Source organism: Brevundimonas sp. Soil_N_31 (assembly GCF_057655995.1).
Genome location: NZ_JBDGLE010000002.1, coordinates 465,099 through 474,181, shown reverse-complemented (window position 1 = coordinate 474,181; position 9,083 = coordinate 465,099). Strand labels below are relative to the sequence as shown.

Genomic DNA, 9,083 nt, shown 5'->3' with positions numbered 1-9,083 from the left:
TTACGTCACTGCGACGAGACCCAATCCCTCCATTATCCGCAACCCCAGATCTGTGCCAAAGGCGCTGACGCCGAACACCGCTCAACTCCCAGCACCCGCACCTCCCGAGCCCCCTCCAGCCGACGCTGGTTCATCGTCCTGATAATATCTCGGCGCGCCTGAAGCGTCCGAAGCTTGACCTCCATTTCAGGATCAAGCCGGTATCGTCGCCCGGCCCGCACGGCCAGCCCTAGCCCCTCCAGATGCCGGAGCCGCCCGCGGGTCAGGGCCGCCCATGCGTCGCTGGCCCCCACCCCGTCTGCGACCGTCCCATCCGCATCCGCCGCATCCAGCAGCCGCCGGTCCATGCCCGTGAACCGATCCGCCTGGGTCTCCTTCCAGACCCTCCGCTCGGCCTCCATGCGCGACAGGTCGCCCAAGCGTTCCTGTGCAACCTCCTGGGCCCGCGCCCGGAAACCGTAACCGATGTAGTCGCGAGGAATTACCAGATCCCGTCCATCTCCCCGTCGCCCCCGCACCAGGACATGGGCGTGCGACTGGTCGGTGTCGTAGTGGCAGGTCGCGATCCAGCGCAGATTACGCTCGCCCAGATCCGCCGCCACCCGATCCATCACCGCACGCATATAGTCCCTGAGGTCACTGATCCGATCCCCATGCTCCGGTGAGATGATGAAGCGAAAATGATGGCGGTCCCCGCTCCAGCCCCGTGCCTCCTGTGACGCATCCACGCTGTCGTCCATCCGATCGAAGAAATCCGGACGGGCCCCATCGGCGCCGGCGCCCGAGCGCCCGAGATAGGCGACATGCGCAGCCAGCGCCCCGCCCCTGACGGCGGCCCTTCCGACATGCTTCGACACCAGCGCCTTCACGATGACCCGCTGACGGACATCCATGCGGAAGCCTCTGCCCGATCGTCGCTGCGCCGCCTTGAGAACGCCTGAACGATCCCCGAGGGAGAACGAACGCGATGTCGCCAACCGCTGAAACATGCCGATGCGGACGGAAGCACGATCGGCCTTCAGGGACAGAGGAAGACGCACCTTGACGCCCTCGGCGTCCTGCACCGCGCCGAGGGACAGCCGGGTCTCGATGGCCTCACGAATGAGCATCTCGCACCTCTCGAAAGCGCCGCCTGAACCGCCCGGAAAGGGCAACTCTCCACAAGTCATCCATTGCCCGGCATTCACGGGCTAACCTACCGAAAGAATAGACGAAACAGGACCAGGCAACCCCCTCCTTTTATCTTGCCCTGAGCCCCATTTCCCAGATTTCCTGACATCGACTTCACAGGTCGCCGCACCGGACCAAACCTCCGCAAACACGGCCCGTTATGCTTTCGCCAATCTAATCGCTGTCAGCCATCCGCCCCAAATGACATGAAGAAACCCGCTCGGCCGAAGCCGAGCGGGTCAGACCCGACGCCGGAGCGCCGAGGTTCCTCAATGCGGTCGCGACCTCACCGCCAGATGCCGGAGGCCCTGCCCCATCGCCTTCTGCCCCAGGTTGAGGGCCGGGCCGAATGGACGTCCGACCTCCGCCCGTGAACCGTCGAGCGAACCCGCAAGCGTCAGGCAGCAGACCGGCTCGAGGGCGATGAGCTCGTCGTTGGCTTTGAAGGGGGCCGCCTTGCCGTTGGCGTCGAAGTCCGCGCGCGCGAGGATCAGCGTCACTCCCTTCTGCTGGGCCCATCGGATGGCCAGCTTCTCCGCGCCTTTCGCCCCGGTCGTGGCGAGCGCCATGTCCGGCCACTCCGCCAGCGCCCAGTTCAGGGCGTCGAAGATGCGCGCCGCATCCTCGGCCGTGTCCGCCGTCGGCGCTCCCCGAAAGGCCACAACCGATCCAGCATGATGCGCCTCGTCAGCTCGCCGCTCGCGTAGCGCCCGGATGGCCTGCCTGGCCTCCAGTTGGGCGGCCGTCAGGAAGCTTCCTCTCCGGCTGCCGCGCCAGGCCGTCCAGACCTCTCCGGTAGCGGCCGTCCAGGCTTCGGCCGCTGCGTCGCGGATGCGCTCCGCGGCTTGCGTCGCCGCATCTCCGGCGCGGGCCCGGGCCGTCGCCTCCTGAAGCTCCACGTCCGCCGCCTCGGATCCGTCGAAGTCGCGATCCAGCCGTCGCATCGCATCGCGCGCCCGGTCCGCGTCGCGCTCGATCCGTCCGGCCGCCGAATGAAAGGCGCCGATCAGGGCTTCTCCGAGCACGGTCTGGAAATCCTCCAGCGCCGTGTCCGCGAGGACGTCCAGCAGCTCGGTCATGAGGGCGCGCCCGAGCTGGAACAGGGCTTCTTCGGCCGGGTGCGGGCGACCGTCGCCGAGTGAGGCGGTCAGGTCGTCGAAGGCGGAATCGGACTTTGACGAAAAGGCGAAGGCGGAGAGAGTTTGGATGCTGCGCATCGGATCATTCCAGTTCTGAAATGTCGAAGCGCCCCATGCGCAACGACCCCGCTCCTGGCCACGTCGGGGTCCCCAGCGGTCACCGGAGCGGACCGCCTCTCGCGGGCCGCGCAGGGAAACGGCGAAGCCGTTGACGGCCGGGGTGACGTGACAGGATCGGAGGGCGTTGTGTGGGGGCATGTCCTCGTCCCCCTTCGGACGAGGACGCTTTTCGGCGCCTCGCGCCGAGAGCGACGGCGGACGGTCCACAGGCCCGCAAGTGACGACGGCCCGAGGGCCGCCGTCCCGCAGGTCGTCAGGACGGATCATGACCGAAGCCGGCCAGCCGCATCAGCCCCTCTGCGCTCATCGGTCGGGTCTGATAACCGATCGCGGCATGGGCGGCGCAGAAGGCGCCGCGCGCGACCGCATGGCCGCAAAGACCGAAATCGACAGATCCGGGCGTCCCGTAGGGCCAGCGGCACTGACCTCGTCTCACGGACAGGACGGTGGCCTCCGGCCGTTCCGGCGCCGCAGGCGATGAAACTTGAGACGCCGGACGCGACGGCGCGACCTGTTGAAACCGCCGCTTAGGAAAAGCTGAAGCGCCGCGCGGTCGCGAAGGCGGACGGGCAGGCGCCGCCCGGACCAGGCCAAGACGATGGACCTTGCCCAGGACGGCGCAGCGCGAAATCTCGGGCCCAAGCCGGTCGGCGATGGCGGCGGCGGTCCGGCCTTCGCCCCACAGGGCGATCAGCCGGCGTATTCGTTCAACGGTCCAGACGGATGCGGACATGACGGTTCTCCGGTCACGGGTCCGATCGACCCGCCCGTCCCCGCCCTTCCTTCGCCTTTCAGACCAAAGGCCCGACGCCTCGGCGCCGGGCCTCGAGCCGCTTCGACAAGCCTGGACCGGACCGGCCGCCGGACGTCAGAACGGAATGTCGTCGTCCAGGATCGCCGGGCCCTGGGCCGCGCCCGCCGCCGGCTCCGTCGCATCATCGCGATTTCGCCGGTTCTTCAGACGCATGTCCGCCACAACCACCCTCAGGTCGTAGTGTTCGACACCATCCTTCCCCGTCCAGCTGTCATTCTCGACATGACCCTGGATCACCAGCCGGCTGCCCTTGCGGGCATAGGGGGCGATGTAGTTCTCGGTCGTGTTTTCATTGAAGCAGACGCAGTTGAAGCCGGTCGTCCGCTCGCCTGCCTCGCCGTCGGAACGGCGATAGCGCGTGGTCTCCAGCACGCGGAAGCTGGCGCGCTTGCGCCCCGATCCCTGGGCCAAAAGAATGGACGGGTCAGCGGCCAGATAGCCTTCAATGACAAGGGTTTGCATGATCAGTCTCCGGGAATGAATGAGGTTAGAGGGTTCAGGCCGCGGCCTGTTCGTCATCGATCTCAGCCGCCGGCGACGCATCCGCCTCCCGGTCGACCGCCCAGTCGAGGACCGTCAACCGATTGACGACCAGCTCCTTGGCCGCCCGCTCGGTCCCGTCCCGCGCCGTATAGGCGGTGTCGACGAAGGCGCCGACGACGACCGCCTCGCAGCCCCTGGCCAGGGCCCGGGCGATGACCTTCTCATTGAGGCCTTTCGACCAGCTGACACAGTTGACGCCGACGATCCTGTCCTTGCCGTCGAGGCCCACGCCGCGTTTCTCAAGCAACCGGAACACCGCCTTGGCGAAGTCCGGGCTGATCTGGGGATCGGCCGCCAGGCGGCCGGTGAACACCATGGTCTGCATTCTCAGTCTCCTTGATCGAGAGGCCCGGAAACCTTCTTCCCGGATCGCCTCACCCTCTTCTTCCCTCCGCTTCCGCCCGCAGGCGGCTCCGCCGAACACCGCCGACGAAACCGCCCTTGCGGTTACGCCGCCGCGCCGCGCAGGGCCGCCTCTCCCTTAGGCGTGACGATGAAGACGCCCCGGCCCGAGGCTTCATCAGCGCCGTCGGTCTCTTCGCCATCCGCAGCCCCGGACGAAGGCTCGCCGGACCCGTCGCCGGCCGCGTCCGCGTCTTCATACGTTGATGTCGCCGCATCGGCCGGTTCAAAAGCGCCGTCGGCCTCGCTCTCGGCCTCGCCCGCCAAGGACAGGCAGGCGGGCGTCCAGCGCCGGGCCGCCGCCTGCTCCTCGGTCCAGGCGACCAGGTCGCCCTTCCGCATCCGCGCCGGCGCTTCGGTCTCCGCCCCCATGCCCTCGAGCATGGACAGCAGCTGTTCGCGCGAGTGCGGCCGCAGATAGGCCCCGTCCGGCGTCCACCAGCGCGAAAGGTCGGCGTCGCACAGGACGGCGATCTCGGCCGCCTCCGCACGGGCCGCCCGTCGCACATGGCCCGTGCGGGGCTCATGCAGGTCCAGGCTCAAAGCGGTCAGTTCGGCCATGAGACCGAACCGATCCTCCGTCTGGAGACCGTGAACCCAGGCGATCACGGTCAGGCCGGAGGCCTCCCAGGCGCGTCGCCGCTCGTCCAGCTGTTCGCGCACGATCCCGTCGAGCCCTGCGATGACCCTTCCGCTCGCCGGAGCGAAGGCCGAGGCCGAGATCGCCAGGGCGGCCTCGCCGCGCGACACCGGCGGCCAGACAGCCAGGCTGGCGAAGAGCCGGGCGATCAGGACGGTCAGGGCGACCGAAGGCTTTTCGGCCAGAGCCCGGATCAGACCCCGCGTCGCCGTGTCCGTCCGCACGGCGTGCAGGACATGGCTGACGCCCTGCGTCTCGGGCATGGGCGCCTCGGCCTGGGGCGGGACATAGGTCGAGCGTGACGGGGCCAGGGAGGATCTTTCCTCCTCGTCGGCCCCGTCCGCCCCGTCCAGCGCCCCGTCGCCGACGGCCTCTAAAGGCGCGAAGCACTCGATCTCCACGCCGGAGCGGAGCGAAGGCCTCAGGACGATCAGAACAGCGAGACGCCGGCCGGCGCCGGCCTGGTCCTGGGCGATCCGCGCCCGGATCAGCGCCTCCACCACATCCAGGGTCTCCTGGTCGGAAAGGCGCCCTTCGCCGGACGGGAGCGCCTCGCCGGCCAGGGCGGCCTCGACGACGTCAGCGGCCGCCTGGGCCCGGTCCCGGGTTTCGCGATAGACGACCGTCGCCGTTTCGGAGAGGCCGCCGTAGGCGTAGCAGAGCCTCTCCATGTCGTCCGGCAGCTCCGCCTCCTTCTCTCCCGGGCATAGCCGTACGGTCAGGCCTTCCGCCTCGAAGATATCGGCGAGCAGCCGGCCCCGTTTCAGCCAGGCCCGGGTCAGACGGTCGGGATCCAGCAGGACCGGCGGCAGCTCGCCGAACAGGTCCGCCTCCGTCCGACCGCCCTCGGCGGCGTAGAGTTCCGGCGTGACCAGACCGCAACGGGGATCGCGGGTCGTGATACGGCCTTCGCCGAGCAGCTCCTGGATGCGCCATTCCTGCAGGCCGCAGCCGTCCATCGCCGCCCGGGCCAGGGCCGCCTGTTCCTCGCCGTCCTTCAGCCGCGCCAGGAGGCGGGCCTGGCGCAGGGTGATGCGACCGCTCTTCAGGGCCTCGAGGGCGACCGAAGGCAAGGCCGACAGGGCCGACAGACGGCGGATCTCGGTCTCGCCATAGCCGAGGGCGCGTGCGATCGCCGTGATCGTCAGCCGAGCCTTCAGCATGCGGCCCATGGCGGCGATCACATCGGCGATGTGGACCGGCACAGCCGTATTGGTCAGGACCACGGCCGCAGCCTGCCGCGCCCTGTCCGTCTCGACGAAGACCTCGACAGGATGGTCGTCGTCGATGCGCCCTGCGTCACGCAGGAGGCGCAGGGCCAGAAGGCGCCGACGTCCGTCCAGCACCATATGGGCCGCCTCGCCGCGGCGGCCCGGCCGGACGGTCGGATATTGCAGCAGGCCCGCGGCGGCCACGGTTTCGGCCAGTTGCGGGATGTCGTCGTCCGGGGCTTCGCCGTAGCGAAGGTTTTCCGGCGCGACCTCAAGGTCGCCCAGTCGGACGACCAGAGGAATGCGCGAGGGCTCGGCGGCAGGGCCGCAAGGCGCCGCTGCAGCGGCTGAAGATCGGGAACAGGACATGAGACTTCTCCAGCCGGTCGGCCAGGTCCATCCCGACCGTTCCGGCGCTCCTCCACGCCCTTCCTCCCCCTTTCAGGTCGCTGCGTCGTTCCAGTCCCCCGCCCCAGGCGGCGGTAAGCGGACAGCGGCCCCCAGCCCCGCCGCCTCGAGTCGGGTGCGAAGCCGGAAGGCCGCGTCTTCGCCGGCCGGGCCGCGATCCGCGGCGATAAGGACGCGGCAGACTTCGGTTGGCGCAGTCCAGGCCGCCAGGTTTCCTGCAGACAGAAGGGCCCAGCCTGGCAGGCGAAAACGGGCCATAGCGGACAGGGCGGTCGCAACCCCCTCGGCCACCAGCAAGGTCGGGGCCGCCGCGCAGAGGCGCACGGCCGAGCCCCGCGGCAGGACGCCCACCGTCTTGCGCTGGAGCCTGAGCCGACCGGCGGGACGTCCGTCCGGATCGAGATAGGCGATCTCCACGGCGCCGATCACGCCGTCGGGCGCCCGGATCGCTGCGATCAGGGCCGGACAGGTCGGGCCGGCCGAGCGAAACACCGAAACCGGCGTCGCTGGATGGCGTCGAAGATCATGGGGCGGCGCTTCGAGGCGGAGGCCTCGGCTCCGGAAATAGCGAAAGCAGAGATCGCCCTTCGCGAGCGGCAGGGCCTCCGACCAGAGCGCTTGAGCGGCGGCGATGCGGACATGGGCCGCAGGTCGGATCGCTGCGACCGGCCCCTCCGCCGTCCGCAGCGATGCGCCCGTCAGGCGCCCTCTGGCGTCGATCAGCCCCAGGCTCAGAAGATGGTCGCGAACGCTACGCCAGTCGGCGGCGCCGAAGCCATGGATCACCACCCGGTCACCGTCGAGCATGAGGGAAACCGAACGGTCGGCCGCGCTATGGCCCGGGGCCGGCACGCTCGCGCCCAGGCCGCCGTGGCGAAGCTCGCCCCCAAGGGCGGCGACAATGGGGTGAAGGCTCATCCCGGCCTCACATCAATCCGAGGGATCTGAAGCTGACGGTCGCCTCGCGCCCGACGACCAGGTGATCATGGACCTCCAGGTCAAAGACCTTCGCGGCCTCGACCAGTCTGCGCGTCATGTCGATGTCGGCGCGGGACGGCGTCGGATCGCCGGACGGATGATTATGGACCAGGATCAGGGCGGAAGCGGAGATCTCGAGCGCCCGGCGAAGGACCTCGCGGGGATAGACGGGCGCATGATCCACGGTCCCATGGGCGACGAACTCGTCGCGCAGCAGGGCGTTGCGCTTGTCCAGGAAGAGGGCCCGGAATTGTTCTCGCGGTTCATGAGCCAGGGCGACCCGGACATAGGCCAGAAGCGCCGTCCAGGAAGAGATCCGGGGCCGCTCCCCCACTTCGGACCGAACCAGCCGCACGCAGAGCTCACGCAGCACCTTGAGGTCGGCGACGAAGGCGGCGTCCACCCCCGGCGTGCGCGCCAGTTCCGGCGCGTCCGCCGCGACGATCGCCGCCAGGCCCCCGAACCGTTCGAGCAGGCGTCCGGCCGCGAGGCGGGCGTCCCTGGCGGCGCCGCGCCGGCGTAGCCAAAGGGCGAGCAGATCTCCCTCCGCCATTCCATCGAGCGGCGGGCCATAGGCGTCCGCTAGGCGCACGCCTGGGGGAACGATTTCAAACCTGGGCGCAGGCCGCATGGCGAAGTCCTCGCTGCTGTCCGCCTCCTCCCGGAAGGCGCCCGCCTCCGCCCTTCCTTTCCGATCGACGCCCCGCAGGCTTGGCGCTCGGAGCGGATCAGATCACCCTTCGGCCATGCTCAGGTTCGTGATCCCCGCCAGCTTGATTCTGGCCAGCTTCCTCCTGGCGCCGACCACGGCGCTGGCCGACCCGTGCGAGGCGCCCCTGCCCTCGCGCGCCGGCGCGACCTTCTCGGGATCGGTCCGATATGTCGGCGACGGCGACGGCCTTTGCGTCGGGCGATCTTCGGACCCGGCGACCTGGATCGAGGTGAGGCTGGCGGATTTCAACGCGCCGGAACTGGGCAGCCGCGCCGGACAGGAGGCGAGGCGCAGACTGATCCGCCTTGCCCTCGACCGTCCCGTCGCATGCACGGCGGTCAGGGGACGAAACGGCCGCGTGATCGTCCATGATCGCGTCATCGCCCGCTGCCGCCTGAACGGTCGCGGCCTGGGCGACCTGCTAAGGGCCGATGGCGGTCGCGAAGGCGGGCGATAGGCCTTGCAGAAATCGCGACATCCACGCCGTTGCATTGACGAGGCTTTCACCGTAACGGGAATCTATCGGAGAATTTCGATTTGCCACGCCTGCTCCGCCTCCTCTGCGTCTGCCTCGGCGTAACCGTAATGGTCGCGGTGCAGATGCATGGCGTGGTGAACAGCCAGCATCGTATCGAGCACGGCCTTCAGTTCCCCGGCGTCTCCTATGAGGACGCGGCCGATCTGGCCCATGATCATGATCACCATCATGACCATGGACACGCCCATGAGACGGCCGATGACGGCCCTGTCTCCGATCAGGCCATGTCGATCGACATGGCCGTCGACAGCGGCGGGACGCCCTTCACTCATCATCACCACAATGGCGGCGATATTCATGTCGCCCTGGCCGCGCCGGTCCATCCCGCCGCCAGCCAACTGTATAAGCCCATTGACCTTGGCCCGGCGCGCGACGCCTTGCCGCCCGGCGCTGTTCTCGACGCGCCGC

10 protein-coding genes are annotated in these 9,083 nt (G+C 69.0%); 1 reads left to right on the top strand and 9 read right to left on the bottom strand.

The window, feature by feature from the left end; all coding sequences use genetic code 11:
- Positions 1–32: 32 nt before the first annotated feature.
- From AC3A3G_RS05345 to radC, 8 genes are all read right to left on the bottom strand, one after another.
- On the bottom strand, positions 33–1,109 hold the full coding sequence (locus AC3A3G_RS05345; protein ID WP_487487694.1) for a relaxase/mobilization nuclease domain-containing protein: 1,077 nt from the start codon (positions 1,107–1,109) through the stop codon (positions 33–35).
- 330 nt (positions 1,110–1,439) lie between these two features.
- Positions 1,440–2,387 carry a DUF2493 domain-containing protein gene (locus AC3A3G_RS05340; RefSeq protein ID WP_184273193.1) on the bottom strand — a complete coding sequence of 316 codons (948 nt, stop codon included), beginning with the start codon at positions 2,385–2,387 and terminating at the stop codon, positions 1,440–1,442.
- A gap of 295 nt (positions 2,388–2,682) precedes the next feature.
- Positions 2,683–3,162 (bottom strand): GcrA family cell cycle regulator, encoded by a 480-nt coding sequence (locus tag AC3A3G_RS05335; RefSeq protein ID WP_184273191.1) that lies wholly within the window; start codon positions 3,160–3,162, stop codon positions 2,683–2,685.
- Between the two features lie 135 nt (positions 3,163–3,297).
- A complete protein-coding gene (locus AC3A3G_RS05330; protein WP_312165571.1) occupies positions 3,298–3,705 on the bottom strand; it encodes a single-stranded DNA-binding protein in 408 nt (135 codons plus the stop codon).
- A gap of 34 nt (positions 3,706–3,739) precedes the next feature.
- The gene (locus AC3A3G_RS05325) at positions 3,740–4,111 is read right to left on the bottom strand and encodes a single-stranded DNA-binding protein (protein WP_184273185.1); all 372 of its coding nucleotides are present in this window, start codon (positions 4,109–4,111) and stop codon (positions 3,740–3,742) included.
- Positions 4,112–4,233: 122 nt separating this feature from the next.
- Positions 4,234–6,408 (bottom strand): ParB/RepB/Spo0J family partition protein, encoded by a 2,175-nt coding sequence (locus tag AC3A3G_RS05320; RefSeq protein WP_312165576.1) that lies wholly within the window; start codon positions 6,406–6,408, stop codon positions 4,234–4,236.
- 72 nt (positions 6,409–6,480) lie between these two features.
- On the bottom strand, positions 6,481–7,365 hold the full coding sequence (locus AC3A3G_RS05315; RefSeq protein ID WP_312165579.1) for a toprim domain-containing protein: 885 nt from the start codon (positions 7,363–7,365) through the stop codon (positions 6,481–6,483).
- Positions 7,366–7,372: 7 nt separating this feature from the next.
- On the bottom strand, positions 7,373–8,056 hold the full coding sequence (gene radC, locus AC3A3G_RS05310; RefSeq protein ID WP_487487693.1) for a RadC family protein: 684 nt from the start codon (positions 8,054–8,056) through the stop codon (positions 7,373–7,375).
- 115 nt (positions 8,057–8,171) lie between these two features.
- Between radC and AC3A3G_RS05305 the strand changes: the two genes are divergently transcribed.
- Entirely contained in the window at positions 8,172–8,594 is a 423-nt protein-coding gene (locus tag AC3A3G_RS05305; RefSeq protein ID WP_312165583.1) for a thermonuclease family protein, read from the top strand.
- Between the two features lie 62 nt (positions 8,595–8,656).
- On the opposite strand, the gene AC3A3G_RS05300 is transcribed toward AC3A3G_RS05305, so the two are convergent.
- Entirely contained in the window at positions 8,657–8,974 is a 318-nt protein-coding gene (locus AC3A3G_RS05300) for a hypothetical protein (protein ID WP_221415963.1), read from the bottom strand.
- Between the last annotated feature and the right edge of the window lie 109 nt (positions 8,975–9,083).